Source organism: Streptomyces sp. NPDC031418, from assembly GCF_055581605.1.
Window position 1 is genome coordinate 124,335 of record NZ_JBVIJC010000009.1, and the last position, 26,129, is coordinate 150,463.

At 70.6% G+C, this 26,129-nt stretch carries 21 protein-coding genes; 11 read left to right on the top strand and 10 right to left on the bottom strand.

Going from position 1 to position 26,129, the window contains the following annotated elements:
* Positions 1-294 precede the first annotated feature (294 nt).
* Both serS and ACZ5CZ_RS15000 read left to right on the top strand, forming a co-directional pair.
* Positions 295-1,572, top strand: a complete 1,278-nt coding sequence (gene serS / locus ACZ5CZ_RS14995) for a serine--tRNA ligase (RefSeq protein WP_385841485.1) — start codon at positions 295-297, stop codon at positions 1,570-1,572.
* The gene (locus ACZ5CZ_RS15000; protein WP_468942820.1) at positions 1,569-2,369 is read left to right on the top strand and encodes an HAD family hydrolase; all 801 of its coding nucleotides are present in this window, start codon (positions 1,569-1,571) and stop codon (positions 2,367-2,369) included. The genes serS and ACZ5CZ_RS15000 overlap by 4 nt, the downstream gene beginning before the upstream one ends.
* A 190-nt stretch (positions 2,370-2,559) precedes the next feature.
* Here ACZ5CZ_RS15000 and ACZ5CZ_RS15005 read toward each other — a convergent pair whose 3' ends face one another.
* From ACZ5CZ_RS15005 to ACZ5CZ_RS15025, 5 genes are all read right to left on the bottom strand, one after another.
* The gene (locus ACZ5CZ_RS15005; protein ID WP_468942822.1) at positions 2,560-2,808 is read right to left on the bottom strand and encodes an SGM_3592 family protein; all 249 of its coding nucleotides are present in this window, start codon (positions 2,806-2,808) and stop codon (positions 2,560-2,562) included.
* Positions 2,809-2,884: 76 nt separating this feature from the next.
* The gene (locus ACZ5CZ_RS15010; RefSeq protein ID WP_385841488.1) at positions 2,885-3,604 is read right to left on the bottom strand and encodes an ABC transporter permease subunit; all 720 of its coding nucleotides are present in this window, start codon (positions 3,602-3,604) and stop codon (positions 2,885-2,887) included.
* A 10-nt stretch (positions 3,605-3,614) separates the two neighbouring features.
* Positions 3,615-4,526 carry an ABC transporter ATP-binding protein gene (locus tag ACZ5CZ_RS15015; RefSeq protein ID WP_468942825.1) on the bottom strand — a complete coding sequence of 304 codons (912 nt, stop codon included), beginning with the start codon at positions 4,524-4,526 and terminating at the stop codon, positions 3,615-3,617.
* Positions 4,523-5,431 carry an ABC transporter permease subunit gene (locus ACZ5CZ_RS15020; protein WP_468942828.1) on the bottom strand — a complete coding sequence of 303 codons (909 nt, stop codon included), beginning with the start codon at positions 5,429-5,431 and terminating at the stop codon, positions 4,523-4,525. Before ACZ5CZ_RS15020 ends, ACZ5CZ_RS15015 begins: the two co-directional genes overlap by 4 nt.
* A complete protein-coding gene (locus ACZ5CZ_RS15025; protein ID WP_385841802.1) occupies positions 5,421-6,401 on the bottom strand; it encodes an ABC transporter ATP-binding protein in 981 nt (326 codons plus the stop codon). The genes ACZ5CZ_RS15020 and ACZ5CZ_RS15025 overlap by 11 nt, the downstream gene beginning before the upstream one ends.
* Before the next feature lie 227 nt (positions 6,402-6,628).
* Between ACZ5CZ_RS15025 and ACZ5CZ_RS15030 the strand changes: the two genes are divergently transcribed.
* The 5 genes from ACZ5CZ_RS15030 (at position 6,629) to ACZ5CZ_RS15050 (ending at position 11,963) form a co-directional block, all read left to right on the top strand.
* Positions 6,629-7,471 (top strand): M24 family metallopeptidase, encoded by an 843-nt coding sequence (locus ACZ5CZ_RS15030; protein WP_385841492.1) that lies wholly within the window; start codon positions 6,629-6,631, stop codon positions 7,469-7,471.
* Positions 7,468-9,222 carry an SDR family oxidoreductase gene (locus ACZ5CZ_RS15035; protein ID WP_468942832.1) on the top strand — a complete coding sequence of 585 codons (1,755 nt, stop codon included), beginning with the start codon at positions 7,468-7,470 and terminating at the stop codon, positions 9,220-9,222. Before ACZ5CZ_RS15030 ends, ACZ5CZ_RS15035 begins: the two co-directional genes overlap by 4 nt.
* A gap of 207 nt (positions 9,223-9,429) precedes the next feature.
* On the top strand, positions 9,430-9,993 hold the full coding sequence (locus tag ACZ5CZ_RS15040; protein WP_385841803.1) for an RNA 2'-phosphotransferase: 564 nt from the start codon (positions 9,430-9,432) through the stop codon (positions 9,991-9,993).
* Between the two features lie 123 nt (positions 9,994-10,116).
* A complete protein-coding gene (locus tag ACZ5CZ_RS15045; RefSeq protein ID WP_468942834.1) occupies positions 10,117-11,019 on the top strand; it encodes an LLM class flavin-dependent oxidoreductase in 903 nt (300 codons plus the stop codon).
* Between the two features lie 59 nt (positions 11,020-11,078).
* Positions 11,079-11,963, top strand: coding sequence for a Cof-type HAD-IIB family hydrolase (locus tag ACZ5CZ_RS15050; RefSeq protein WP_450789215.1), 885 nt, complete (start codon positions 11,079-11,081; stop codon positions 11,961-11,963).
* 38 nt (positions 11,964-12,001) lie between these two features.
* On the opposite strand, the gene cydD is transcribed toward ACZ5CZ_RS15050, so the two are convergent.
* From cydD to ACZ5CZ_RS15065, 3 genes are read right to left on the bottom strand one after another with little or no spacing between them, the layout of a single operon-like run.
* Positions 12,002-15,637: a thiol reductant ABC exporter subunit CydD gene (gene cydD / locus ACZ5CZ_RS15055; protein ID WP_468942838.1), complete on the bottom strand. Its 3,636-nt coding sequence runs from the start codon at positions 15,635-15,637 to the stop codon at positions 12,002-12,004.
* A 59-nt stretch (positions 15,638-15,696) separates the two neighbouring features.
* Positions 15,697-16,716, bottom strand: a complete 1,020-nt coding sequence (gene cydB / locus ACZ5CZ_RS15060; RefSeq protein ID WP_468942841.1) for a cytochrome d ubiquinol oxidase subunit II — start codon at positions 16,714-16,716, stop codon at positions 15,697-15,699.
* 15 nt (positions 16,717-16,731) lie between these two features.
* Complete coding sequence (locus ACZ5CZ_RS15065; RefSeq protein ID WP_385841498.1) at positions 16,732-18,240, bottom strand: cytochrome ubiquinol oxidase subunit I; 1,509 nt, start codon at positions 18,238-18,240, stop codon at positions 16,732-16,734.
* A gap of 207 nt (positions 18,241-18,447) precedes the next feature.
* Between ACZ5CZ_RS15065 and ACZ5CZ_RS15070 the strand changes: the two genes are divergently transcribed.
* Positions 18,448-18,825 (top strand): cyclophilin-like fold protein, encoded by a 378-nt coding sequence (locus ACZ5CZ_RS15070; protein ID WP_468942845.1) that lies wholly within the window; start codon positions 18,448-18,450, stop codon positions 18,823-18,825.
* 60 nt (positions 18,826-18,885) lie between these two features.
* Here the strand turns inward: ACZ5CZ_RS15070 and hisC are convergent, their stop codons facing one another.
* Complete coding sequence (hisC, locus tag ACZ5CZ_RS15075; protein ID WP_385841500.1) at positions 18,886-19,965, bottom strand: histidinol-phosphate transaminase; 1,080 nt, start codon at positions 19,963-19,965, stop codon at positions 18,886-18,888.
* Between the two features lie 419 nt (positions 19,966-20,384).
* Between hisC and ACZ5CZ_RS15080 the strand changes: the two genes are divergently transcribed.
* The 3 genes from ACZ5CZ_RS15080 to ACZ5CZ_RS15090 all read left to right on the top strand — a co-directional run bounded on the left by ACZ5CZ_RS15080 (position 20,385) and on the right by ACZ5CZ_RS15090 (position 24,001).
* Entirely contained in the window at positions 20,385-21,497 is a 1,113-nt protein-coding gene (locus ACZ5CZ_RS15080; RefSeq protein ID WP_385841501.1) for a LacI family DNA-binding transcriptional regulator, read from the top strand.
* Between the two features lie 381 nt (positions 21,498-21,878).
* Positions 21,879-22,958 carry a metallophosphoesterase gene (locus ACZ5CZ_RS15085; RefSeq protein WP_385841502.1) on the top strand — a complete coding sequence of 360 codons (1,080 nt, stop codon included), beginning with the start codon at positions 21,879-21,881 and terminating at the stop codon, positions 22,956-22,958.
* A 182-nt stretch (positions 22,959-23,140) separates the two neighbouring features.
* Positions 23,141-24,001: a hypothetical protein gene (locus tag ACZ5CZ_RS15090; protein ID WP_468942849.1), complete on the top strand. Its 861-nt coding sequence runs from the start codon at positions 23,141-23,143 to the stop codon at positions 23,999-24,001.
* A gap of 167 nt (positions 24,002-24,168) precedes the next feature.
* On the opposite strand, the gene thiC is transcribed toward ACZ5CZ_RS15090, so the two are convergent.
* Positions 24,169-25,953, bottom strand: coding sequence for a phosphomethylpyrimidine synthase ThiC (gene thiC / locus ACZ5CZ_RS15095; RefSeq protein WP_468942852.1), 1,785 nt, complete (start codon positions 25,951-25,953; stop codon positions 24,169-24,171).
* Positions 25,954-26,129 lie beyond the last annotated feature (176 nt).

Consider the following 26,129-nt stretch of genomic DNA (forward strand, 5'->3'; position numbering starts at 1 on the left):
CCGCACAGCCTGTGGATAACTCTCGGAGAGGCGTGAGTCCCTGTGGACAACAAGGGCGCGACCGGCCCGCCAAGTGCCGCTCTCCACAAGGAAATCCGGTCAACCAGGCACCTCGGACCTGCCCCGTCCCAGGGAGTGAGACACTTTCCCTTGACCGGACTCGTTGCCTTGATCGGGACTCGACCGGACTCGACACAGTCGGCAATTACCGCATAGCGGAACGTATGGAGCGAATCAGAACTCCCCGGAATTGTGATTCGTGAGCGGCAACCCCGCACCGGTAGCCTTGGCCCTGTGATTGACCTTCGCCTGCTTCGTGAGGACCCCGACCGTGTGCGCGCGTCTCAGCGCGCCCGTGGAGAGGATGTCGCGCTCGTCGACGCTCTCCTGTCTGCCGACGAGCGGCGCAGGTCCTCCGGCGTCCGCTTCGACGAGCTGCGCGCCGAGCAGAAGCAGCTCGGCAAGCTCATCCCCAAGGCCACCGGCGACGAGAAGGCCGAACTGCTCAAGCGCGCCGAGCAGCTGAAGGCCGACGTCAAGGCCGCCGACGCCGAGCGCGACGCGGCCGACGCCGAGACCCAGGAACTGCTGCTCCGGCTCGGCAACCTCGTCCACCCCGACGTGCCCGTCGGCGGCGAGGAGGACTTCGTCACGCTGGAGACGCACGGCACCATCCGCGACTTCGCCGCCGAGGGCTTCGAGCCCAAGGACCACCTGGAGCTGGGCCAGCTGCTCGGCGCCATCGACGTCGAGCGCGGCGCCAAGGTCTCCGGCTCCCGCTTCTACTTCCTCACCGGCGTCGGCGCCCTGCTCGAGCTGGCCCTGGTGAACGCGGCGATCGCCCAGGCCACGGCGGCCGGCTTCACCCCCATGCTCACCCCGGCGCTGGTCCGCCCGCAGTCCATGGCGGGCACCGGCTTCCTCGGCCAGGCCGCCCAGGACGTCTACCACCTCGACAAGGACGACCTGTACCTGGTCGGCACCTCCGAGGTCCCGCTGGCGGCCTACCACATGGACGAGATTATCGACGCCGACAAGCTGCCGCTGCGGTACGCGGGCTTCTCGCCCTGCTTCCGCCGCGAGGCCGGCTCGCACGGCAAGGACACCCGGGGCATCTTCCGCGTGCACCAGTTCGACAAGGTCGAGATGTTCTCGTACGTCGCGCCCGAGGACTCCCAGGCCGAGCACCAGCGCCTGCTGGAGTGGGAGAAGCAGTGGCTGACCTCGCTGGAGCTGCCGTTCCGCGTCATCGACGTCGCCTCCGGTGACCTCGGCGCCTCGGCCGCCCGCAAGTACGACTGCGAGGCGTGGGTCCCGACCCAGGGCAAGTACCGCGAGCTGACCTCGACCTCGGACTGCACCGAGTTCCAGTCCCGCCGGCTGTCCATCCGGGTCCGCGACGGCAAGCAGGTCAAGCCGCTCGCCACCCTCAACGGCACGCTGTGCGCCGTACCGCGCACCATCGTGGCGATCCTGGAGAACCACCAGCAGGCCGACGGCTCCGTCCGGGTCCCCGAGGTGCTGCGCCCGTACCTGGGCGGCCGGGAGGTCCTGGAGCCGGTCGCCAAGTGACCGGGTTCCCCTTCCGGCTCATCGCCACCGACCTCGACGGAACGCTCCTGCGCTCCGACGAGTCGGTCTCGCAGCGCACCCGTGAGGCGCTCGCCGCGGCCACCGCGGCGGGCGCGGCCCATATCGTCGTCACCGGCCGCGCGGTCCCCTGGACCCGGCACATCCTGGACGACCTCGGCTACGACGGCCTCGCCGTCTGCGGCCAGGGCGCCCAGGTCTACGACGCCGGCGCGCACCGCCTGCTGACCTCGGTCACCCTGGACCGGCAGCTGGCGGGCGTGGCCCTGGCCAAGATCGAGGCCGAGGTCGGCCCGCTCTATCTGGCGGCCAGCCGGGACGGCCTCGACGGCGAGGTGCTGGTGGGCCCGGGCTACGCGGTCACGGGCAGGCTGCCGGCCACCCCCTTCACCGACGCGTCCGACCTGTGGTCGGCCCCGCTCGGCAAGATCTACATACAGCATCCGACGCTGACCGACGACGAGCTGGCCGAGGCCGCACGGACCGCGGCCGGCGGTTTCGTCAGCGTGGCGATGGCGGGCGAGGGCATCGTGGAGCTGCTCCCGCTGGGGCTGTCCAAGGCCACGGGTCTGTCTCTCGCCGCCCGCCGCCTCGGTCTGAAGGCCGCCGACACGCTCGCGTTCGGTGACATGCCCAACGACATCCCGATGTTCGCCTGGTCCGCCCGAGGGGTGGCCATGGCCAACGCCCACGAGGAACTGCGCGCGGTGGCCAACGAGGTGACCACCTCCAACGAGGAGGACGGCATCGCTGTCGTGCTGGAGCGCTTGCTGAGGTAACCCGGGTGCAGAGTGCCCCCCTTGTGACAAGGGGGGCACCGGGGAGGACGGCCCACGCGAGCGCGAGGCTCACATGCTCGAAGCGGCCGCCGGCAATCCCAGCCCGTTCCGCCCGGACACTCCCGGCAGATGGTGCACAACCACTCTGCGCCGGCACCGAGTCGGCTGCCACCGAATAACGGCGGCTCCACTACCGGCGACGCCATCTGCGTCTGCGCGCCTTGCTGAAGAACCAGCCGGCCGGCGGCTCGTCGGACCGCCAGGGCTGCGGCTCCGGCGCCTCGGCCTGCCAACGGGCGGCGAGCATCCGGGCCCGCGCGGACGGCTCGGCGGTCCCGGCGGCGCGGACGAAGTCCTCGTCCAGGACGAGGTCGTCCCAGGCGTCGCTCCCGGCCGGCGGCTGCCCGCGACCGTCCTGCGGCTCCCTTTCCTCTGCCATCACCGGCCTCCTCGCCGTGTCCGCCGTATCCAGTCTGCCCAGCCCCGGATGAAGTCCCCGTCAAGGCAGCCGGGGCCTACTCCTCGCCCGCCAGCTTCAGCGAGCGCAGCTTCTGGCCCGCGTACCAGGTGGCCAGCACGGTGACCGCCACCAGCAGCACCACCGCGGTCGGCAGTCCCACCTCGGAGGTGACCAGGTCGCCGCCGGCCAGCTTGTGGGCGACGGCCAGCGACCACTGCTGGACGCTCAGCGTGCGCGCCCCGGGTACCAGGGAGCCGAACAGCGCCTCCCACACGAGCGCGTAGACCAGCCCGAAGACCACGGCGTGCCGGGAGACCGTGCCGAGCAGGAGGAACAGGGCCGAGTACGCGATGGAGGAGACCAGCGCGGCGACGGTGTAGGCGACGGCGATCTGCTGGCCGTTTCCGTTCAGGATCAGACCGGCGATCAGGGTCGGCACCGCCGAGAACACCATGGTCACCGCGATGGCGACGATCAGCTTGGTGAAGATGATCGTCGGCCGCTTCAGCGGCTTGGCCAGCAGGTAGACGACGGAGCCGTCGTCGATCTCGGGGCCGATCGCACCGGTGCCCGCGATGACACCGATGATCGGCACCATGGTGGCGAGCGCGAACCCGCCGAGCACGTCGGCGGCGGTCTGGTCGTCCGCGCCGGTCAGGGAGCGCACCACCACGGAGATCACGATCAGCAGCAGCGGCAGCGCGCCGAGGATGAGGGCCCGACGGCGGCCGAGCAGGGCCCGGTAGGTGAGCCGGGCGACGGTGGGGTCGTACATCTTCGGCCTCCTACGCCGCGACCAGGTACGAGAAGACGGACTCCAGGGACTCGTCGGACGGCGAGACCGTGAGCAGCCGGATGCCGTGGTCCCTGGCGACCTTCGGCAACAGGGTGGTGAAACGGCCGAAGTCGACGGCCTGGATGCGCAGCGCGCCCTCGGCGTGGTCGACCTCGATCCCCGAGGTGGACGGGTCGGCGATCAGCGCGGCGGCGAGGGCGCGGTCGTCGCTGGAGCGGACCAGGTAGCGGTGCGGGCGGTCGGTCATCAGGCGGCGGATCCTGCGGAAGTCACCGCTGGCCGCGTGGCGTCCGGCGACGACGACCTCGATGTGCCGGGCCAGCTGCTCGACCTCTTCGAGGATGTGCGAGGAGAACAGCACGGTGCGGCCCTCGTCGCCCATCTTCCGCAGCAGGTCCATGAGTTGCAGGCGCTGCCGCGGGTCCATGCCGTTGAACGGCTCGTCGAGCAGCAGCAGCGACGGGTCGTGGACGAGGGCGCTCGCCATCTTCACGCGCTGCCGCATGCCCTTGGAGTAGGTGGAGATCTTCCGGTCCTGCGCGTACTCCATCTCCACCGTGGCGAGGGCCCGCTGGGCGGCCGTGGCGCCGAGGCCGTGCAGCTCGGCGTTGGCGAGCACGAACTCGCGGCCGGTGAGGAAGTCGTACATCGCCTCGCGCTCGGGGACGATGCCGATGTGCCGGTAGATCTCCTCGTTGCGCCAGACCGGCCGTCCGTCGAGGGTGACCGTGCCGGTGGAGGGGGCGAGGAAGCCGCCCATCATGTTGATGAGGGTGGACTTGCCGGCGCCGTTCGGTCCGAGCAGGCCGGTGACTCCGGGGCCGATGGTCATGGTGATGTCGTTGACGGCGACCACGTTGCCGAACCATCGGGAGACGTGGTCGAGGCTCAGTGTGGTCACAGTCCCACCTTCTTGTAGCGGCGCAGCAGGAGGCCGTAGCTGCCGGCGATGAGGCCGAGGACCACCAGGACGTACACCACGCCCTGTCCGGCCGACGGGTCGACGCCTCCGGGGTTGCGGGCGGTCGCGCCCAGGAAGGCCGACTGGACCCCGTCGATCAGGGTGACGGGCGAGAACAGGCCGATCAACGGGATGACCCCGCTGTGTCCCTGGGTGTAGGCGATGGCCTGGAGCGTGGAGACCGCGCCATAGGAGATGACCATGACCGCGATCACGGCGGCGATGCCGAAGCCGCGGCGCGGGGTGACGGCTGCGATGACCAGGCCGATACCGGCGAAGAGCAGGGAGAGCAGGGCCACGGAGACCAGTCCCTCGGCGAATTCCTTCGTCTGGTGGGCGAAGTCCAGCTTGGACAGCAGGGCGCCCGCGTACATCACGACCAGCGGGGCGGCGGTGAGGACGAAGACCGCCGAGGCGAGCGCCGCGTACTTGGCCCGGACGTAGTCGGCGGTCTCGATGGGCCGCGAGAAGTACAGCGGTACGGTCTTGAACCGCAGGTCGCGGGAGACGGACTGCGGCGCCTGCGCGGCGACGAACAGGCTGATCACGGCCTGGAGCATGATCCCGTAGCGGGTGTAGGCGACCGGCAGTTCGTGTGCCTTGGTGGCGACCGCGACGGCCACCATGATGGCCGCGGGCACGCACATCACCGTGAACAGCAGCATCGGCAGCACCTTGGACTTGGCCGAGCGGCCGAGTCCGTAGGAGCCGCGCAGGGACTGCGAGTACAGCGAGCGGCGGGCGTAGGCGCGGCCGAGGCGGGGGCCGTCGTAGCCGCGGTAGCCGATGTCGTGGATGCGGGTCTGGTCGCCCGCGGAGGTGGTCAGGGGCTGCTCAACCGCCATGGCCGACGGCCTCCTTCCGCTGCTCGTCGCTGCTGTGTGCGTCCTCGCCGGTGAACACCTCGGAGATGTGGTGCCGGCGCTGCTCCATGCGCACCAGGCCGAGGCCGAGGTCGGCGACCACGTCCCGGACCAGGTCGTAGGTCTCCTCGCCCTGTGCGGTGAGCAGCAGGATGTGGCCCGCTCCGGGCAGTCCGGCGCCCTCCGCGCGGGTGTCCACCCCGCGCGCGTGGAGCGCCTCGCGGACCGCGCTGGTGCCGTCCGGGTGGGTGTCGCTGTCGGTGACCTCGATCGCGAGGGTGGCGGTGCTCTGGGTGAAGTCGGTGGTGGAGCTGGAGCGCAGGAGCTTGCCGCCGTCGATGACGACGACGTGGTCGCAGGTGCGCTCCAGCTCGCCGAGCAGATGGGAGGTGACCAGGACCGAGATGCCGAACTCGGTGTGCACCCGGCGGATCAGGCCGAGCATCTCGTCGCGGCCGACCGGGTCGAGGCCGTTGGTGGGCTCGTCCAGGAAGACCAGCTGCGGGTCGTGCACCAGGGCCTGCGCGAGCTTGACCCGCTGTTTCATGCCGGTGGAGTAGCCGCCGATGGGGCGGTAGCGCTCCTCGTACAGCCCGACGTGGCGCAGGGTGTCCGCGGTGCGCTCGCGGGCCGCGGTGGGCGGCAGGCCGGACATGCGGGCCATGTGGACGACGAACTCGGTGGCCGAGACGTCCGGCGGCAGGCAGTCGTGTTCCGGCATGTAGCCGACGCGCTCACGGATGGCGGCGCCCTCGGTGGCGACGTCGAGGCCGAGCACCTCGGCGCGGCCCTCCGTGGCGGGGGACAGACCCAGCAGGATCTTGATCAGGGTGGACTTGCCGGCGCCGTTGGCCCCGACGAGTCCGGTCACACCGGGTCCGATGTCCACGGACAGCCGGTCGAGCGCGGTCACCCGGGGGAACCGCTTGCTCAGGCTTTCGGTCGCGATCACAGTCACGTCTACGACGGTAGTGATCCGGGACACTTCCGTCGTCAGACCACAGAGCCGTCTTCACCTCAGACCCAGGTATTACGGGGCCCTAGGGGATTCCCCCCTGCGGGGCCGTTCGGGGGTCCGCCAGCACCCTGCCGACGCGCCTATTGACGCCGACTCTAACAAGTGCGAGTGTCACCAGAGTCAAGTTACTGACGCGTACCGCGGACGACGGGACGGGCGGCATGACGACGGCAGTGAGCAGGGAACTCTCCGCGGAGCTGCGGGGGTTCAGGCGGGTGCAGCGCCTCGCCTACGAGTGCGCGGAGGCGGTCGCGGCACGCCTGGAGCCGGGCGTGACCGAGCGCGAGGCGGCACGGATGCAGCGCGCGTGGCTGCGCGAGCGCGGGGTGCGGGACTGGTTCCACCTGCCCTTCGCCTGGTTCGGCGACCGTACGGCGTTCGTGGACTTCCGCGTCCCGCTCCAGTTCTTCCCCACCGACCGCGCGCTGGCGCCCGGGATGCCGTTCATCCTGGACATGGCGCCGGTGTACGAGGGATACACGGCCGACATCGGCTACTCGGGCTCGCTCGGCGTGAACCCGGTGCAGGACCGGCTGCTGGCCGACCTGGAGGCGCACCGCGAGCTGATCCTGCGCGAGGTGCGCGAGCGGCGCCCGCTGCGGGACATCTACGAGGACGTGGACCGGCTCATGGTCCGCCAGGGCTACGCCAACCGGCACCGCGCGTATCCGTTCGGCGTGATCGCCCACAAGGTGGACCGGGTCAGGCAGCGCCGCTTCTCCCCGCATCTCTTCGGGTTCGGCACCCAGTCCCTGAAGGGCCTCGCCGCCGACGCGCTGCACGGCCACCGCGAGGGCTGGTCGCCCCTGTGGTCGCCGTACCGCTTCTCGGACCATCCGCCGCAGCCGGGCCTGTGGGCGGTCGAACCGCACCTCGGCTTCCGCGGCACGGGCGCCAAGTTCGAGGAGATCCTCGTGGTCACCGACTCGAAGGACCCCGAGGAGAGCGCGTTCTGGCTGGACGACGATCTGCCGCACGTGCGGCGCTGGGCGGAGGAGAAGTGACACTCGAGGGTGCGCGTGAGCGCTGGGTGCGGACCGGCGGGGTCGAGCTGTGCGTGGCCGAGCTGGGCGACCCGGAGCAGCCGACGGTGGTGCTGGTGCACGGCTATCCGGACAGCAAGGAGGTCTGGTCACCGGTCGCACAGCGCCTGGCCGGCCGCTTCCATGTCGTCCTCTACGACGTCCGGGGCCACGGCCGGTCGACGGCTCCCGAGCCGCTGCGCGGCGGCTTCACGCTCGCCAAGCTGACGGACGACTTCCTGGCCGTGGCGGACGCGGTCAGCCCGGACCGGCCGGTGCACCTGGTCGGCCACGACTGGGGCTCGGTGCAGTCCTGGGAGTTCGCCACGACCGGCCGCACCGAGGGCCGTATCGCCTCCTTCACCTCCATCTCCGGACCGTCCCTGGACCACTTCGGGCACTGGATCAACGCGCGCGTGAAGCGTCCGACGCCCCGCAGGGTGGGCCAGCTCCTCGGCCAGGGCGCCAAGTCCTGGTACGTCTATCTGCTGCACACCCCCGCGCTGCCGGAGCTGGCCTGGCGCGGCCCGCTCGGCAAGCGCTGGCCGGGGATCCTGCGGCGCGTCGAGCAGGTCCCCGCCGGCGACTACCCGACCGCCTCCCTGCCCTCGGACGCGGCCCACGGCGCCTGGCTGTACCGGGACAACGTCCGCGCCCGGCTGCGCAGGCCCCGCCCGGACGCGTACGCACACGCGCCCGTGCAGCTCATCACGCCCCAGGGGGACGCGTTCCTCTCCAAGCGCCTCTACGACGACCTGGACGCGTGGGTGCCCCAGTTGACCCGCCGCACCCTCCCGGCCAAGCACTGGGTGCCACGCACCCGCCCCGACCAAGTGGCCGGCTGGATCGAGGAGTTCGTCACCGGCGTCGAGGGCGGCCGGCCGGAGGAGCGGGCCACCGGACGCCACGCCGACCGGTTCGCGGGCCAGTTGGTGCTGGTGACCGGGGCCGGCAGCGGAATCGGCCGGGCCACCGCGTTCGCCTTCGCGGAGGCGGGCGCGCGCGTGATCGCCGTGGACCGCGACGCCGAGACGGCGGCCCGCACCGCCGAACTCGCCCGGCTGATCGGCGCGTCCGGGGCATGGGCCGAGACGGCCGACGTCGCCGACGAGCAGGCCATGGAGAAGCTCGCCGAGAAGGTACACCGCGAGTACGGCGTACTGGACGTGCTGGTCAACAACGCGGGCATCGGGCTGTCCGGCTCCTTCTTCACCACGACGACCGACGACTGGCGCAGGGTCCTGGACGTCAACCTCTGGGGCGTGATCCATGGTTGCCGCCTCTTCGGTGCCCGCATGGCCGAGCGCGGCCAGGGCGGCCATATCGTCAACATCGCGTCGGCGGCCGCCTTCCAGCCGTCCCGCGCGCTGCCGGCCTACAGCACCTCGAAAGCAGCCGTGTTGATGCTCTCCGAGTGCCTGCGCGCCGAACTCGCCGCGCAGGACATCGGGGTGAGCGCGATCTGCCCCGGCCTGGTCAACACCAACATCACCGCGACCGCCCGCTTCACCGGCGTCGACGAGGCGGAGGAGCGCCGCCGCCAGAAGAACTCCGCCCGCCTGTACGGCCTTCGGAACTACCCGCCGGAGAAGGTGGCCGACGCGGTACTGGACGCGGTCGCCCGCAACAAGGCGGTCGTCCCGGTGACTCCGGAAGCCCGGGGCGCCCATCTGCTGTCCCGCTTCCTGCCGGGTGCGCTGCGCCGACTCGCGCGTGTGGAGCCGAAGTTGTGAGAGTGCCTTGAGGGGATGGGGAGTTGGCCAAACATCCCCATTCCCCGGGCACTTGTCCACAGATCCGCCAACTGGGCTTGTGGATAACTGCACTTGCTTGTGGATCAAACCTCGGGAGGAAAACAACCTGCGTGATCCGCGTCTCTCCCGCACGCTGGACGTATGAACGAGAGACAGGTGAGCGGGAAACGCGTGAGCGAGGGACATGTGAGCGAGGGCCGGCCGGACGAGAGACGTGCCGTGAAGGTGTCCAAGTACCTCTCCAAACACCTCCGGCACCAGCCCGAGCGCATCGGCCTCACACTGGACCGCGGCGGCTGGGTGGAGATCGACACACTGATCGACGCGGCCGCCGCACACGGGTTCCGGTTCACCCGTGCGGAACTGGACCACGTGGTGGCCGGCAACGACAAGCAGCGCTTCGCGATCGAGGGCACCCGCATCCGCGCCAGCCAGGGCCACAGCATCGACGTCGATCTCGGCCTGCCGCCCGCGACCCCGCCGCCGTACCTGTACCACGGCACGGTCGCCCGCAGCCTCGACGCGATCCGCGCCGACGGGCTCAAGCCCATGAACCGGCACGCCGTGCACCTGTCCGCCGACCGGGAGACCGCCACCCGGGTCGGTGCCCGCCGGGGCCGTCCCGTGGTGCTCGCCGTCGACGCCGGTGCCATGCACCGCGACGGCCACGTCTTCCACGTCAGCGCCAACGGCGTCTGGCTGACCGCCGCCGTCCCGCCCCGCTACCTGCGCTTTCCCGGCCCGCGCTGACGGCAGCCCCACACATGCGCCATATATGCGGAGCAGCCCGGCATCCCTGCCCGTCCGTGGCGGAGCGGCCGCGCACGGTGACCGTTTCGTCCGTTGTCAGTGGTGCCGCTTAGTCTCGGACGCATGAGCCTGCGTCTGAGCACCGTGATCCTGCCCTACCGCCGCTGGAGCGAAGGCGGCCGCGCGGCCTGGACGCGCGCCGAGGAGCTCGGCTTCCACACCGCGTACACCTACGACCACCTGTCCTGGCGCAGCTTCCGCGACGGCCCCTGGTTCGGCGCGGTACCGACGCTGACCGCCGCCGCGGCCGCCACCGACACCCTCCGCCTCGGCACCCTGGTCACCTCGCCGAACTTCCGCCACCCGGTGACCCTCGCCAAGGAGCTGATCTCCCTCGACGACATCTCGGACGGCCGGATCACCCTCGGCATCGGCGCCGGCGGCACCGGCTTCGACGCCACCGCCCTCGGCCAGGAGCCCTGGTCCCCGCGCGAGCGGGCCGACCGGCTCGCCGAGTTCATCCCGCTGCTCGACCGGCTGCTCACCGAGGACGCGGTGACCCAGGAGGGCCGTTTCTACTCGGCGCACGAGGCACGGAACATCCCCGGCTGTGTGCAGCGCCCCCGGCTGCCGTTCGCGGTGGCGGCCACCGGCCCGCGCGGCCTCCGCCTCGCCGCGCGGCACGGCCAGGCCTGGGTGACCACCGGCGACCCGAAGCTGTACGAGACCGGCACCCCCGAGCAGTCCGTAGCGGCCCTGCGCGGGCAGCTCGGCAAGCTGTCCGAGGCGTGCGCGGCCGCCGGGCGCGACGTGGCGGACCTGGACAAGGTCCTGCTCACCGGCTTCACCCCGGACCGGAACCAGCCGCTTCGGTCGCTGGACGCGTTCGTGGACTTCGCCGGCCGCCACCGCGAGCTGGGCTTCACCGAGATCGTCGTCCACTGGCCGATCCCCGACTCCGACTTCGCCGCCGACGAGAAGGTCTTCGAGCAGATCGCCATGGAGGCCCTGGCCCAGCTGGGCTGACGGCTCCGGACGTCATCTGTGTCTCATCTGTGCGGAGTTCCGCACGGGCGTGATGGCATATGCGCGACAATGGCCGGGTGACCTCAGCGACCAGACAGCCCGGGACCCCGTCCGCCGCCGTACGGCCGCGGCTGATCGCCACCGACCTCGACGGCACCCTGCTGCGCGACGACAAGTCGGTCTCCCCGCGGACCGTCGCCGCGCTGGCCCGGGCCGAGGAGGCCGGCATCGAGGTCTTCTTCGTCACCGGCCGCCCGGCCCGCTGGATGGACGTCGTCAGCGACCATGTCCACGGCCACGGCCTGGCGATCTGCGGCAACGGCGCCGCCGTCGTCGACCTGCACGGCGGCCCCGGCGCCCACCGCTTCGTGAAGGTGCGCGAACTGGACCGCAAGAACGCCCTGAGTGCCGTCGGACTGCTGCGCGACGCGGCTCCCGGCACGGTGTTCGCGATCGAGCAGACGTACGGCTTCCACCAGGAACCGGCCTATCCCAAGCTGCACATGGAGATACCCGACCGGCTGCTGCCCGCCGAGGACCTCCTCGCTCCCGACGGCCCGGACGCCGACCAGCCCGTCCTGAAGATCCTCGCCTACCACCCCGACCTCGACCCCGACGCCTTCCTGGGCCTCGCCCGGCTCGCCGTCGGCGGCCATGCCAACGTCACCCGCTCCAGCCCCAGTGCCCTGCTGGAACTGAGCGGCCCCGAGGTCTCCAAGGCCAGCACGCTCGCGCTGTGCTGCGCCGAACGCGGCATCTCGCACGAGGAGGTCGTCGCCTTCGGCGACATGCCCAACGACGTCGAGATGCTCACCTGGGCCGGACAGTCGTACGCGATGGGCAACGCCCACCCCGAGGTGATCGCCGCCGCCTCGGGCCGGACGGTCGCCAACAACGACGACGGCGTCGCAGTGATCATCGAGCGCCTGCTGGCGGACCTCTAGCGCCTTTCTTCCGCCGGCAAGCTCCGGAAGGAGAGGCCCTAGGAGGACGAGGAGGACGCCCCCACCAGCGACTCCGCCTCCGCCTCCCGGCGTGCCATCGTGCGCAGCGGCCCGTCCACCGCGGCCAGTTCCGCGTACGGACCCCGCTGCACCACCCGGCCGCCGTCCAGCACGATCACCTCGTCCACCGCCTCCAGACCCGCCAGCCGATGGGTGATCAGCAGGGTCGTACGGCCCTCCGTCGCGGCCAGCAGATCGGCGGTGAGCGCGTCGGCCGTCGGCAGGTCCAGATGCTCGGCCGGCTCGTCCAGGACCAGCACGGGGAAGTCCGCCAGCAGGGCGCGGGCCAGCGCCAGCCGCTGCCGCTGACCACCCGACAGCCGGGCCCCGTGCTCTCCCACCAGCGTGTCCAGGCCGTCGGGCAGCCCGTCCACCCAGTCCAGCAGCCGCGCCCGCGCCAGCACCCGGCGGAGCTCCTCCTCGGTGGCGCCCTTCCTGGCCAGCAGCAGGTTCTCGCGCACCGAGCTGTCGAAGAGATGCGCGTCCTGCGCGCACAGTCCGACCAGCCGCCGTACATCGTCGTCGGCCACCGTGTACGCGTCCACACCGGCCAGCGTGTACGAGCCCGCCTCGGCGTCGAGGAACCGCAGCAGCACCTGGGCGAGAGTCGTCTTGCCGGAACCCGACGGCCCGACCACGGCGATCCGGCGGCCCTGCTCCAGCGTGAGATCGACCCCGGCCAGCGCCTCCCGCCGCTGTCCCCCGTGCCGCGCGGACAGCCCCTTGAGGACCACCGGGAAGGGCACGGCGGGCGCCTGCCGCGGCCGCTCCGGCTCGCGCACCGGCTCCGGGGCGTCCAGCACCTCGTACACCCGCTCCGCGCTGCGCCGCACCCGCTGGCGGTAGCGCACGGCGAGCGGCAGTCCCAGGACGGCCTCGAAGGCGGCCAGCGGAGTGAGGACCACCACGGCCATCGCCACCCCGCCGAGCCGGCCCGCGGCCACCGCCTGGGCGCCGAACAGTGCCGCGGCGGTGACGGTCAGGCCCGAGACCAGCGCGGTGAGCCCGTCGCCGAGCGCGGTCACGGTCGCCGCCCGCGAGGCGATCCGGGTGAGGGTGGCGTCGGCCCGCCGGGCCGCCTCGGCACGGGCGGGCAGTGCACCGGCGACGGTCAGCTCGGCGGTGCCGGTGAGCAGATCGGTCACCCGGGTGGCGAGCACTCCCCGCGCCGGCGCCAGCCGCCGCTCGGTGCGCCGGGCCGCCGTCGCGGTCACCAGCGGCACACCCACGCCGGCCACCAGCAGGCCGGCCGCGAGGGCGGCCCCCGCCTCGGGCAGCAGCCACGCCGTGAAGCCGACGGAAGCGGCGGAGACGACCAGGGCGACCCCGGCCGGCAGCAGCCAGCGCAGCCAGTAGTCCTGAAGCGCGTCCACATCGGCGACCAGCCGGGTGAGCAGGTCACCCCGGCGCACCGTCCGGAGCCCGGCGGGCGCAAGCCGCTCCAGCCGCCGGTACACGGCGACCCGGGTGTCGGCCAGCATCCGCAGTACGGCGTCGTGCGACACCAGCCGCTCCGCATACCGGAAGACGGCCCGCCCGATACCGAAGGCCCGGGTCGCCGTCACGGCCACCATCAGATACAGCACCGGCGGCTGCTGCGAGGCCCGCGAGATGAGCCACCCGGACGTCGCCATCAGCCCGACGGCACACCCCAGCGCCAGACTCCCAAGCACCAGGGCCAACCCCAGCCGCCCGCGCCACTCCCCGGCAAGCCCCCGAACCCACCTCAACCCCCGAGACCGCCCCCTCGCCGCGGAAGACGCAGCAGGCTCACCATCCAGCTGACCGAGCGGAGACGCCGTGGGCTCGCCTTCCAGCCGAGGGAGTCGGGTGGCGGGTGGGCGAGGACGGGGGTCCAGGGGGCGGAGCCCCCTGGGACGCTCACTGCCACCCCGGCCACCCAACATCTCCGCGCCACTCAACACCCCGGCGCCACTCACCACCTCCGCGCCACTCACCACCGCACCGCCCACACCCAACCGCACCACCCGCCCGGCAACCCCCAGCAACGCCGGCCGATGCACCACAAGCAACACCGTCCGCCCAGCGGCCAGCCTCCGCACCGCCGCCACAACCTCCGCCTCCGTCCCCCCATCCAGCGCAGCCGTCGGCTCATCCAGCAACAGCACCGGCCGATCCGCCAGAAACGCCCGCGCCAACGCGAGCCGCTGCCGCTGCCCCGCCGACAACCCGGCCCCGTCCTCCCCGAGAACCGTCTCTGCCCCCTCCGGCAGCGCATCCACGAACTCCAGCGCCCCCGCGTCCCGCAACGCCTGCCGCACCGCACCGTCGTCCGCACCGGGCCGGGCCAGCCGTACGTTCTCCGCGATGGTCCCGGCGTACAGATGCGGCCGCTGCGGCACCCAGGCGATCCGCGACCGCCACGCCTCCGGGTCGAGGTCGGCGAGATCGGCTCCCCCGACCCGCACCCGGCCCCCGGTGGCCCGGACGAACCCCAACAACACGTTCAGCAGCGTCGACTTGCCCGCCCCGCTCGGCCCGACCAGCGCCACGGTCTCACCGGGCTCCACCCGGAAGGACACATCGGTCACGGCATCGGCCGACCGCCCCGGATAGCGAACGGTGACCCCCTCGAAGGCCACCGCGCCCACCGAGCCTTCCGCAGACACCGGCACCGCGCCCTCGCCCGCCGCCGGAACCGGCGTCTCCAGCACCGAGAAGATCTCCTCCGCAGCGGCGAGCCCCTCCGCCGCCGCGTGGTACTGCGCCCCCACCTGCCGCACCGGCAGATAGGCCTCGGGCGCCAGGATCAGGATCACCAGGCCGATGGACAGATCCATCTCGCCATGGACGAGCCGCATCCCGATCGTCACGGCGACCAGCGCGACCGACAGCGTGGCCAGCAGCTCCAGTGCGAAGGAGGACAGGAAGGCGATCCGCAGGGTCCGCATCGTCGCCTGGCGGTACTCCCCGGTGATCCGGCGGATGGACGCGGCCTGCGCCTTGGCCCGGCCGAACACCTTCAGCGTGGGCAGCCCCGCGACCACGTCCAGGAAATGGCCGGACAGCCGGGACAACAGCTGCCACTGCCGGTCCATCCGGGACTGCGTGGCCCAGCCGATCAGAGCCATGAAGAGCGGGATCAGCGGCAGCGTGCCGACGATGATCGCCGCCGACACCCAGTCCTCGGTGACGATCCGCGCCAGGACGGCCACCGGTACGACCACCGCAAGCCCCAGCTGCGGCAGATAGCGCGCGAAGTAGTCATCGAGGGCATCAACGCCCCGCGTGGCCAGAGTGACCAGAGAACCCGTCCGCTGACCGCTCAGCCAACCGGGACCAAGAGCGGCCGCCCGCTCGAGGAGCCGCCTCCGCAGCTCCGACTTCACCGCCGCACTGGCCCGGTGGGCCGCGCGTTCGGTGAGCCACGCGACCACCGACCGCCCCACCGCCACGGCGGCCAGCAACAGCAACGGACTGCGCAGCTCAGCGACCGGCTGCCCGTGCTGGAAGGCCCCGACGACGATGTCGGCGATGAGCATCGCCTGAGCGATGACCAGCCCGGCACCGACCGCCCCGAGGGCGATGACCGCCACCAGGAAGAGGCGGGTGGCACGGGCGTACCGCAGAAGACGCGGATCGATGGGTTTCACGTGAAACATGCCCTTCGGTCCAGAGGGTGTGTTTCACGTGAAACACACCCTCGGCGGACTCAGTGTGCGGCGCCGGCAGCAGCGTCAGGAGCGATGTGCTGCGTACCGATCCGCTTGCGGAACACCCAGTAGGTCCAGCCCTGGTAGAGCAGGACGATCGGCATGGCGATCGCTGCGCACCAGGTCATGATCTTCAGGGTGTAGGGGCTCGACGAGGCGTTGGAGACCGTCAGGCTCCACTCCCCGTTGAGCGTCGACGGCATGACGTTCGGGAAGAGCGAGAGGAAGAGCATCGCCACGGCGGCCACGATGGTGACCCCGGACAGTGCGAACGACCAGCCCTCCCGGCCTGCCTGGTTGGCCACGAGGGCGGCCACCAGCGCGACGACCGCGACGATCAGAGCCACCAGACTCGCGCTGTCACCACTGTGGGCCTGTGTCCACAGCAGGAAGGCGAGTGCCACCACGGCCGTGGCCAGACCGACCCAGAGCGCCAGCTTCCGCGCCCGCACCCGGATGTCACCGACGGTCTTGAGCGCGGTGAACACCGCTCCGTGGAAGGTGAACAACGTGAGCGTCAGCAGGCCACCCAGCAGGGCGTAGGGGTGGAACAGATCCCCGACGCTGCCGACGTACTCGAAGTTCCGGTCGATCTTCACACCCCAGACGAGGTTCGCGAAGACCACACCCCACAGGAACGCCGGGATCAGCGAGGTCCAGAAGATCGCCGTCTCCCAGTTGCGCTGCCAGTTCTCCTCCGGTCGCTTCGCCCGGTACTCGAAGGCGACCCCCCGGATGATCAGGCAGACCAGAATGACCAGCAGGGGCAGGTAGAAGCCGGAGAAGAGGGTGGCGTACCACTCGGGGAAAGCGGCGAAGGTCGCGCCGCCGGCGGTGAGCAGCCACACCTCGTTGCCGTCCCAGACGGGGCCGATGGTGTTGATCAGCACCCGGCGCTCGGACCGGTTCCGGGCCAGCAGCTTGGTGAGGATGCCGACCCCGAAGTCGAATCCCTCCAGGAAGAAGTAGCCGGTCCACAGGACGGCGATCAGGACGAACCAGACGTCGTGAAGTTCCATGACTGTCCCCTCGGCCTAGTAGGAGAAGGCCATCGGCTTGTCGGCGTCACGGGTGTCGCCGCCGATCTTCGTGGGCGGGTTGAGGTCGGCTTCGGTCAGCTCGGGCGGACCGGCCTTGACGTACTTCGCGAGCAGCTTGACCTCGACCACGGCGAGGACCGCGTACAGCGTCGTGAAGACGATCATCGAGGTGAGGATCTCGCCCTGGGAGACACCGGGGGAGACCGCCTGCCGGGTCTGGAAGACGCCGTAGACGACCCACGGCTGCCGGCCCATCTCGGTGAAGATCCAGCCCCAGGAGTTGGCGATCAGCGGGAAGGCCAGGGTCCAGGTCGCGATGCGCCAGTACCAGGGGGTGAGCTTCGGGCCGAGTGCCTTGCTCTTGAAGAGCACCAGGTGCGGCACCTCGTCCTCACCGACCCGCAGATGCCGGGGGAGCATGAACTTCTTGCGGGTCAGCCAGAGCCCGGCCAGGCCCAGGGCGAAGGAGGCCATGCCGAAGCCGATCATCCAGCGGAAGCCCCAGAAGGCGACGGGGATGTTGGGCCGGTAGTCACCGGGCCCGAACTTCTGCTGCTCGGCCTTGTTGACGTCGTTGATGCCGGGGACGTACGAGGTGAAGTCGTCGTTGGCGAGGAAGGACAGCAGGCCGGGGATCTCCACGGCCACGGTGTTGTGGCCCTTCTGCACATCGCCGTACGCGAAGATCGAGAACGGTGCCGGCTTCTGGCCGTCCCACAGCGCCTCGGCGGCCGCCATCTTCATCGGCTGCTGCTTGAACATCACCTTGCCGAGCACATCGCCGCTGACGGCGGTGAGCAGACCGGCGATGACCACCGTGACCAGGCCCAGCCGCAGCGAGGTCTTCATCACGCGCACATGCTTCCTGCGGGCCAGGTGGTAGGCCGCGATGCCCACCATGAAGGCGCCACCGGTCAGGAAGGCGGCGGACAGGGTGTGGAAGACCTGGCTCAGTGCGGTGTTCTGGGACAGCACGGCCCAGAAGTCGGTCAGCTCGGCACGGCCCTTGGCCTTGTTGATCCGGTAGCCGACGGGGTGCTGCATCCAGGAGTTGGCCGCGAGGATGAAGTACGCCGACAGGATCGTGCCGATCGACACCATCCAGATGCAGGCCAGGTGGATCTTCTTGGGCAGCTTGTCCCAGCCGAAGATCCACAGCCCGATGAACGTGGACTCGAAGAAGAACGCGATCAGCGACTCGAAGGCGAGCGGGGCGCCGAAGATGTCACCGACGAAGCGGGAGTAATCGGACCAGTTCATGCCGAACTGGAACTCCTGCACGATGCCGGTGACCACACCCATGGCGATGTTGATCAGGAAAAGCTTGCCCCAGAACTTGGTGGCCCTGAGGTACTTCTCCTTGTCCGTACGTACCCAGGCGGTCTGGAGCCCGGCCGTGAGCGCGGCCAGGGAGATCGTCAGCGGGACGAACAGGAAGTGGTAGACGGTGGTGATGCCGAACTGCCAGCGCGCCAGTGTCTCCGGCGCCAAAGCCAAGTCCACGTCGTCAGCTCCTTACTTCGCCGTGGTAGCGGCGGTTTGCCCCTTTTGTCGCGCACATAATGGAGCAACCGGGACACGCTTGTGAACGCGTTCACATTCACAAGCCATTATGACGCACTGATTTTCAGCCCGGCAGGGTGGGGTGGCTCTATCGCCATGGCGTCAAGACCTTGGCAGCGACTTCAACATCTTGTTGAATTGCGCGCCATGCAGATACGGATCTCCTGGCCCGCGGGAAACCTCACCGCGACCCTCGACGGCACCACACCGACCGCGCAGGCCCTGGCAAAGGCACTGCCTCTCGCCGCTACCGCTCAGACATGGGGCGAGGAGGTCTATTTCGACACAGGCGTCTCTGTTTCACGTGAAACGGACGCCCGGCAGGTCGTGGAGCCGGGCACGGTGGCGTTCTGGACGGACGGCGACTCGCTCGCCCTCCCCTACGGCCCCACACCGATCTCGCGAGGGACCGAGTGCCGCCTCGCGAGCCCGTGCAACATCCTCGGGCGGGTGGACGGGGACGCCGACGTCCTGGCGACCGCACGGGCCGGCGACCCCATCCGGGTGGAACTGATCGACGAGTAGAGCGGGGAGCGAGACACCCGCCCCCGCCGACGTCGGGCTACAACCACTGCGGACGCGGAGCTACAGCTCCTTGTGGAACGCCTCCGTCACCTTCAGGAAGATGTCGTTCGCCTCGGTCTCGCCGATCGTGACCCGCACACCCTCGCCCGGGAACGGCCGGACCACCACTCCGTGCTCCTCACAGGCCTGCGCGAACGCGACCGTCCGCTCCCCCAGCCGCAGCCATACGAAGTTGGCCTGCGTCTCCGGCACCGTCCAGCCCTGGGCCCGCAGCGCGTCGACCACGCGCGTGCGCTCGCACACCAGCGAGCCGACCCGGCCCAGCAGTTCGTCCTCGGCCCGCAGCGAGGCGATCGCCGCCTCCTGCGCCAGCTGGCTCACGCCGAACGGCACCGCCGTCTTGCGCAGCGCCGCCGCCACCGGCTCATGGGCGATCGCAAACCCGACGCGCAGTCCGGCAAGGCCGTACGCCTTGGAGAACGTGCGCAGGACGCAGACGTTGGGCCGCTCCCGGTACAGCTCGACACCATCGGGCACCTCGGGATCCCGGATGAACTCGCGGTACGCCTCGTCCAGCACCACCAGCACATCGCTGGGCACCCGGTCGAGGAAGCGCTCCAGCTCGGCCCGCCGCACCACCGTGCCGGTCGGGTTGTTCGGGTTGCAGACGAAAATCAGCCGGGTCCGGTCGGTGATCGCCTCCGCCATCGCGTCCAGGTCGTGCACATCGCCCGGCGTGAGCGGCACCGGCACCGCCCGGGCACCGCTGATCTGCGTGATGATCGGGTACGCCTCGAAGGACCGCCAGGCGAAGATCACCTCGTCGCCGGGGCCGCTGGTCGCCTGGAGCAGCTGCTGGGCCACACCGACCGAGCCGGTGCCGGTGGCCAGGTGGGAGACCGGGACGCCGAACCGGTCCGACAGCTCGTCCATCAGGCCGGTGCAGGCCATGTCGGGATAGCGGTTGAAGTTGCAGGCCGCGGCGGTCACCGACTCCATGACGCCCGGCAGCGGCGGGTACGGGTTCTCGTTGGAGGACAGCTTGTAGGCGACCGGCCCGCCGGCCGCGGCGGGCTTGCCCGGCTTATAGGTGGGGATACCCTCCAGCTCGGCGCGCAGCTTGGGGCTCGTCTCGCTCACCGCAGTCCTCCTCGCGACCACCAGCGGACCGTCGACGCCGCCGGCTTCCAATACTCCTCACCTTATGAGGATTCGGCAGTCCTGAGTACTGGCTGCGGGCAAACCACGTCGATCCCCCTGTCATCACGGGCATCACCGCACGAAGGCGTACGTTTCAGGGGGCGCGCCGTACATATATCTACGCGCCGGTGGCTCACGCCGTGGCGCGCGTCCCCCGTGAAGGTGAGTTGAGACCTCTTCGAGACATCGGGCACTTGGCAGGTTCATACGCGTCACCACGACACGTCTTCCTACTGAACCGCTCAACTACCTTTACTTCAAAGGAAGTTGACTACCCATGACCTTGCAGAAACGTGCCTGTCAACGCGTGCATATGCGTCCGCACTACCCCACCGCATGAGCCCTACTATCGGCTCGCCATGACAGCAGCAGGGAAGCATCAGGTGAGCCGCGCGGAAACCTCACGTCGAGGCAGCCGGCCGGGCCGAGCGGGCATCAGGGACGTGGCCGCCGCCGCCGGAGTCTCCATCACTACCGTCTCCGACGCCCTCAACGGCAAGGGCCGGCTCCCGGATGCCACCCGGCGCCATGTCCGTGAGGTCGCCGACCGGCTGGGGTACCGACCCTCGGCCGCCGCCCGAACCCTCCGTACCGGCAAGTCCGGCCTCATCGGCCTGACGGTGACCACGTACGGGGATGAACCTTTCACCTTCACGGAGTTCGCGTACTTCGCCGAGATGGCCCGGGCCGCGACCTCGGCGGCGCTCGCCCGCGGCTACGCCCTCGTCATCCTGCCCGCGACCTCCCGGCACGACGTGTGGTCCAACGTCGCCCTGGACGGCACCGTCGTGATCGACCCCTCCGACCAGGACCCGATGGTCAGCGAACTGGTCCGCCAGGGACTGCCCGTCGTATCCGACGGCCGCCCGGTCGGCTCGCTCCCCGTGACCGCCTGGGTCGACAACGACCACGAGGCCGCCGTCCTCGGCATCCTCGACCACCTCGCCGACGCCGGCGCCCGCCGTATCGGGCTGCTCACGGGCACCACGACGGACACCTACACCCATCTGTCCACCACCGCCTACCTGCGCTGGTGCGAGCGCGTCGGCCAGGATCCGGTCTACGAGGCCTACCCCGCGCACGACCCGTGCGCCGGTGCCGTCGCCGCCGACCGGCTGCTCGCCCGCCCCGACCGGCCCGACGCCGTCTACGGCCTGTTCGACCCCAACGGCACCGACCTGCTGGCCGCCGCCCGCCGCTACGGGCTCCGGGTCCCGGAGGACCTGCTGCTGGTGTGCTGTAGCGAGTCCACCGTGTACGCCAGTACCGAGCCGCCCATCACCACGCTGTCGCTGAAGCCGCGCCGCATCGGCACCGCCGTGGTGCAGCTGCTCATCGACGCCATCGAGGGCGTCGACTCGGACCACCCGGTCGAGCAGGTGATACCGACCGAACTGATCGTGCGCACCTCCTCCCAGCGCCGCCCCCCGCGGACCACGGTCAGTCCACCGCGGTCACCGGACGAGGCATAGCCGCCGGGCGAGCGGCGCCCAGGGGCAGCGAAGGCCGGGGGCAGCGAAGGCCGGACGGCGCGCGGACGACGGATCACCCACGGTCGTGGAGGGTCGTCCGCCGCGTGCCCGACCGGTCGCCGCGCGTCGGCCGGCACCCCACGGACCGGTCGTACCCGGCACCGCAGGACCGGCAAGCGGCCGCCAGCGCCTCCGCTGTCAGCCGAACACCTGCCCAAACGGGGCGAAAGCCGCGGCGAACCGGAGTCTTGTTCCGATTCACCACCCCTGGGTCATCACACGGCGCGACGCGCATTCCTATGATGGGCCCACGACACCGCGGACCGCTGCGACCAGGCAGTCCGAAGCGGTGCAGATGCGGCGCGATGGTGGAGGGGTCTGATGACTCAGGGGGCCGGTCAGGGACCCGAGGTGGAGCGGACGGCGACGCTGCGCGACTTCCGGGTACCCGCGTACGTCCACGAGACCGGTCCGTACGTCCACCAGGTCCATCCCGGCGACGCCGTCCCGCCCGCCGACACGGCCTACCCGGGGGACTACACGCCCACCCAGCGCGACCTGCCCGTCATCAACCGAGGTGACACGCTCCAGCTGCCCGTGGACCCGGCGCCCGCCGCCCCGGCTCCGCAGCCGGCGGCCGGTCCCGGACCGCTGTACGTCGTCGGCGACGTCCACGGCTACCTCGCCGAACTGGTGGCCGCCTTGCAGGACCGGGGGCTGATCGACGCCTCCGGCCAGTGGTGCGCGGGCACCACCCGGCTGTGGTTCCTCGGCGACTTCACCGACCGCGGTCCGGACGGCATCGGCGTCATCGACCTGGTCATGCGGCTGTCCGCCGAGGCGGCCGCGGCCGGCGGCTACTGCAAGGCCCTGATGGGCAACCACGAGCTGCTGCTGCTCGGCGCCAAACGGTTCGGCGACACCCCCGTCAACTCCGGCGCGGGCACCGCCACCTTCCAGGCGGCCTGGCTGCTCAACGGCGGCCAGAAGACCGACATGGACCGCCTCCAGGACCACCACCTTCAGTGGATGGCCCGCCTGGACGCCGTGGAGGAGGTCGACGGCTATCTGCTGCTGCACTCCGACACCACCGCGTATCTCGACTACGGGGACTCGATCGAGGCCGTCAACGACACCGTCCGCGAGACCCTGACCCGCAACGACGCCGACGAGGTCTGGGATCTCTTCCGCAAGTTCACCAAGCGCTTCTCCTTCCGCGACGAGGGCGGCGCGGCCGCCGTGCGCTCCCTTCTCGATACGTACGGCGGCACCCGGGTCGTTCACGGGCACAGCCCCATTCCCTACCTGCTCGGCGAGGTCGGCTCCGAGGACGGCGAGGAGGGCACCGGCCCGGTCGTCGAGGGACCGCATGTCTACGCCGACGGGCTCGCCATCGCCATGGACGGCGGAGTGACCATGGCCGGAAAGCTGCTCGTCGAACAACTCCCTCTGGAAAACTGACGGTTCGCCGGGCAGGCGTCCCCCGGCGGAGATACGTGCAGGCCGGACCCCAATTTCCGGCAACCCCCTGTCACCGTGTGCCGTCACGGCTCTACCATCGGCGTATCCGTAGCAGGCTCCCCTCCGTTTCTGCCCGACGGCTCGCCGGCGTGCGAGCCCCAAGCCCTACGGAGCACCGGGGGATGCACATGAACAGCGTTCCGCAGCATCTTCAGAGCGAGGACCGCCAGGAATTCGAGCGGCTCCTCGATGAGGCGCTGCGCTCCGCACCACACCGACCGGAACTGACCGGTGTCGGACAGCGGCTCAATCCCGAGCAGCTGCGCACCATGGCCCTCAACGCCACCGCCCTGATCACCCAGGCCGCGGCGGCCGAGTACCAGCACTATGTGAAACTCCGCCAGGAGCTGCGCCAGCCGGCGATGACCCCCTCGTCGCCGGCCGACTCCGGCTCCACGGAACCGGACGAGGACACGACGGGCCCCGCCACCGGCCTCGGCGACGACGCCGAGAACAGCGGCGCGGGCGCCATCGCGGTCGTCGCCGTACTGGCGCCCGTCCTGTCGGGCACGGCCGCGGCGATCTTCCTGCTCGTCGGCTACATCCTGAAGATGCTGAACCCGGAGCAGTCCCTCGCCCAGACCATGCTGACCACCGGCTGGGTGTTCGGCGCGGTGACGGCGGCCGCGATCCTGCTCGCCGCCGTCGGCCTGCTGCTGACCGCACTGCGCAACAGCACCTCGCCCGAGGCGCAGGCTCGCGACGCGGCGCACGAGGAGCTGGCCAGGGCCAGGCAGGCCTGGCTGGGCGCGCTGCTGGAGCGCGGCATCCTGCCGTTTCTGCGGGAGGCGCTGGCCGCGTCCGGCCCGCCCGCGCTCCACCGCACGCCCCCGCCGGCCCCGAGCGGCCGTATACCGCGTCTGGGCTACGACCGTCCCGGCTTCAGCAGCCCCGACGCCGGCAGCGCGTCCGGCCGCCCGGGCTTCACCAGCCCGGACTACACGAGCCCGGACTTCGACGGCCCGAACCACCAGCCCGAGTAGCCCGGCCCGCCTCCTGGGCGGGCGTGAGCCGAGCGGACGTGAGCCCAGTGGGGCGGGCCGCGCGGCCGAGCCGGTGTGGCACCACCACTCCGGTCAGCCGCGAGCCCGCTCGTGTGCAGGGCCCCCTCAAGGAGACCTGGGACGGGGCGAGTTCACCGCGCGCCGGATCAGTCGGCGATCGGCAGATAGACCCGGTTGCCCGCGGCCGCGAACTCCTGGGACTTCTGCGCCATCCCCTCCTCGATCTCGGCCTGGCTGCCGCCGTGCTCGCGGCGGATGTCCTGCGAGATCTTCATGCTGCAGAACTTCGGCCCGCACATGGAGCAGAAGTGGGCCGTCTTGGCGGGCTCGGCCGGCAGGGTCTCGTCGTGGAACTCCCGCGCCGTGTCCGGGTCCAGGGCGAGGTTGAACTGGTCCTCCCACCGGAACTCGAAGCGGGCGTCGGACAGCGCGTCGTCCCACTCCTGCGCGCCGGGGTGCCCCTTGGCGAGGTCCGCCGCGTGGGCGGCGATCTTGTAGGTGATGACACCCGTCTTGACGTCGTCCCGGTTGGGCAGGCCCAGGTGCTCCTTGGGCGTGACGTAGCAGAGCATCGCCGTGCCCCACCAGGCGATCATCGCGGCGCCGATGCCGGAGGTGATGTGGTCGTAGGCCGGTGCGACGTCCGTGGTCAGCGGGCCGAGCGTATAGAACGGAGCTTCATCGCAGATCTCCTGCTGAAGGTCGATGTTCTCCTTGATCTTGTGCATCGGGACGTGCCCGGGGCCTTCGATCATCGTCTGTACGTTGAAACGCTTGGCGATCCGGTTGAGTTCCCCGAGCGTCCTCAACTCCGCGAACTGCGCCTCGTCGTTGGCGTCGGCGATCGAACCGGGCCGGAGGCCGTCACCCAGCGAGTACGTGACGTCGTAGGCGGCGAGGATCTCGCACAGCTCCTCGAAGTTCTCGTACAGGAACGACTCCTTGTGGTGCGCCAGACACCACGCGGCCATGATCGAGCCGCCACGCGAGACGATGCCCGTCTTGCGGTTGGCGGTGAGCGGCACGTACGGCAGCCGGACGCCCGCGTGGACCGTCATGTAGTCCACGCCCTGCTCGGCCTGCTCGATGACGGTGTCCTTGTAGATCTCCCAGGTCAGTTCCTCGGCCTTGCCGTCGACCTTCTCCAGCGCCTGGTAGAGCGGCACCGTGCCGATGGGGACGGGGGAGTTGCGCAGCACCCACTCGCGGGTGGTGTGGATGTTGCGGCCGGTGGACAGGTCCATGACTGTGTCGGCACCCCAGCGGGTCGCCCAGGTCATCTTCTCCACCTCCTCCTCGATGGAGGAGGTCACCGCGGAGTTGCCGATGTTGGCGTTGACCTTCACCAGGAACCGCTTGCCGATGATCATCGGCTCGATCTCCGGGTGGTTGACGTTGGCGGGCAGCACCGCGCGGCCCGCCGCGATCTCCTCGCGGACCACCTCGGGAGAGACGTTCTCCCGGAGGGCCACGAACTCCATCTCGGGAGTGATCTCGCCCCGGCGCGCGTAGGCGAGCTGCGTCACCGCCTGGCCGTCCCGGCCCCGGCGCGGCTGGCGCGGCCGGCCGGGGAAGACGGCGTCGAGATTGCGCAGTCCGCCCCGGGGCGAGGTGTGCTTGATCCCGTCGTCCTCCGGACGGACGGGACGGCCCGCGTACTCCTCGGTGTCGCCGCGGGCGATGATCCAGTTCTCCCGCAGGGCCGACAGTCCCCGGCGGACGTCGGTCTCCTGGAGGGGATCGGTGTACGGGCCTGACGTGTCGTACAGCGTGACCGACTGCCCGTTGGTGAGGTGCACCTGGCGGACCGGCACGCGCAGGTCGGGGCGGGAGCCCTCGACGTATGCCTTGTGCCATCCGATGGACTTCCCGGCCTCCTGGGACTTCTCGTCCTGAACAGAGGCAGGCGTGCGTGCGTCCTTGTTGGTCATGAGACCTACTCCCTACGCCGGCATTACCCGGTAACAGGTTCGGCGGTCGACGCAGCGGCTTCCGTCCACCGATGTTTCACGTGGAACATCGCTCGTTCCCTGTGAAACATCGCGAGTACGAAGGTCAGCGCCCTCTCAGCCCGGTGCTCCGAGCTCCCGCGTGTGCAAAGGTGCCC

Bases quoted from the DNA above. Each gene is read 5' to 3' on its own strand.
- ACZ5CZ_RS15005 (WP_468942822.1), bottom strand. From the start codon at position 2,808: ATGGCAGAGGAAAGGGAGCCGCAGGACGGTCGCGGGCAGCCGCCGGCC.
- ACZ5CZ_RS15045 (WP_468942834.1), top strand. From the start codon at position 10,117: ATGAGCCTGCGTCTGAGCACCGTGATCCTGCCCTACCGCCGCTGGAGC.
- ACZ5CZ_RS15020 (WP_468942828.1), bottom strand. From the start codon at position 5,431: ATGGCGGTTGAGCAGCCCCTGACCACCTCCGCGGGCGACCAGACCCGC.
- cydB (WP_468942841.1), bottom strand. From the start codon at position 16,716: ATGGAACTTCACGACGTCTGGTTCGTCCTGATCGCCGTCCTGTGGACC.
- thiC (WP_468942852.1), bottom strand. From the start codon at position 25,953: ATGACCAACAAGGACGCACGCACGCCTGCCTCTGTTCAGGACGAGAAG.
- ACZ5CZ_RS15080 (WP_385841501.1), top strand. From the start codon at position 20,385: ATGACAGCAGCAGGGAAGCATCAGGTGAGCCGCGCGGAAACCTCACGT.
- ACZ5CZ_RS15070 (WP_468942845.1), top strand. From the start codon at position 18,448: ATGCAGATACGGATCTCCTGGCCCGCGGGAAACCTCACCGCGACCCTC.
- ACZ5CZ_RS15010 (WP_385841488.1), bottom strand. From the start codon at position 3,604: ATGTACGACCCCACCGTCGCCCGGCTCACCTACCGGGCCCTGCTCGGC.
- ACZ5CZ_RS15085 (WP_385841502.1), top strand. From the start codon at position 21,879: ATGACTCAGGGGGCCGGTCAGGGACCCGAGGTGGAGCGGACGGCGACG.
- ACZ5CZ_RS15050 (WP_450789215.1), top strand. From the start codon at position 11,079: ATGCGCGACAATGGCCGGGTGACCTCAGCGACCAGACAGCCCGGGACC.
- ACZ5CZ_RS15090 (WP_468942849.1), top strand. From the start codon at position 23,141: ATGCACATGAACAGCGTTCCGCAGCATCTTCAGAGCGAGGACCGCCAG.
- ACZ5CZ_RS15030 (WP_385841492.1), top strand. From the start codon at position 6,629: ATGACGACGGCAGTGAGCAGGGAACTCTCCGCGGAGCTGCGGGGGTTC.